The sequence below is a fragment of the Sphingobium sp. WR1 genome, assembly GCF_059693745.1.
Window position 1 is genome coordinate 1 of sequence record NZ_JCATID010000093.1, and the last position, 1,002, is coordinate 1,002.

Annotated in this window: 1 protein-coding gene; it reads right to left on the minus strand. The window is 65.0% G+C overall.

Annotation, left to right across the window (positions count from 1 at the left end):
• Positions 1–60 precede the first annotated feature (60 nt).
• Positions 61–1,002: hypothetical protein (locus AC58EF_RS28540; RefSeq protein WP_497279739.1), on the minus strand; the 942-nt coding region annotated here is incomplete at its 5' end.

Sequence of the window (1,002 nt, forward strand, 5' to 3'; positions counted from 1 at the left end):
GGCCTCTGTGCATTGTAGGGACACGGATTCACGGTAGGCATCGACGTCAGGGGTAGCGAACTATTTGCGCAGGTTCTCGATGCCAAGTTCGCGCCATATCCAAGTGAAGTCGTAGGTGGCCATCGGGTCGTTCGCGTCGAGTTGGCTGCTGCTGCGGTTTTCGAGATGCTTGAGCCACCCGGCTACTCGGTGCCGGCCTGCGGCAGTTTGAACGGCTGCGCGCGGGGTGATGTCGCCGAGCATGCCGACGGGTTCATCGAGCGTCGCGCGGTACTGACGGTCGAGCATGGCATGGATGAGCGGGGTTGCAACCTCTGGCGCAATGGCGGGTGCCGGTTCGGATGATGTCAGCCCCTCGGCCCGCGCCGCCATGGCCTGTTCGACCGTCTCAATCGTGGTCAGCGGCGAGCCGACCAACCCGGCGAGCGCATCGTTGATAAGCGCGGTGCCGCGTTTCGCTCGCTCGGCCGAGGTGACGGCGAGCATCAGGGCGCGGCCTTTCAATTCGACATTGCCGAGCACCGGGGTGCCGTCCGCCATCGTCACACCCCACGCCATGCGCCCGGTGCTTTTCGCTTTTCCGTTCGGTTTCTCGCCCAGCCAGTTCCAAAAGTGCGTGGTTTCCCGCTGAAGCGCAGGGACAGTATCAAGCCGCTCGCCGACCAGCGCCTGGGTCACGCCGCGTGCGAAGGGAAAGCGCACGCGGTGGAACATCACCTCCTCGCCATCAATGTTGTGCAGCGTGGGGATGGGCGCCGGTCCCATGGTCTTGGGAACGACATCGAACAGCCATGCCGTGCTGATGAGGGCCGGAAGTGCAGCCAGATCGTCGGCGTCTAGGTTCAACGCGGTGCGCGGGCTGCGCTTGCCCTTCGAGCGCCGTAGATCGGCGACGAGCGCCTCGGCCGCCTCCATCGTGAACGACAGCACGCCGCCCGACAGGAGGTGCTTGCCTCCGACCTGCACGACGCGGGCACCGATCCTGTCCCATTGCTTCAGCGT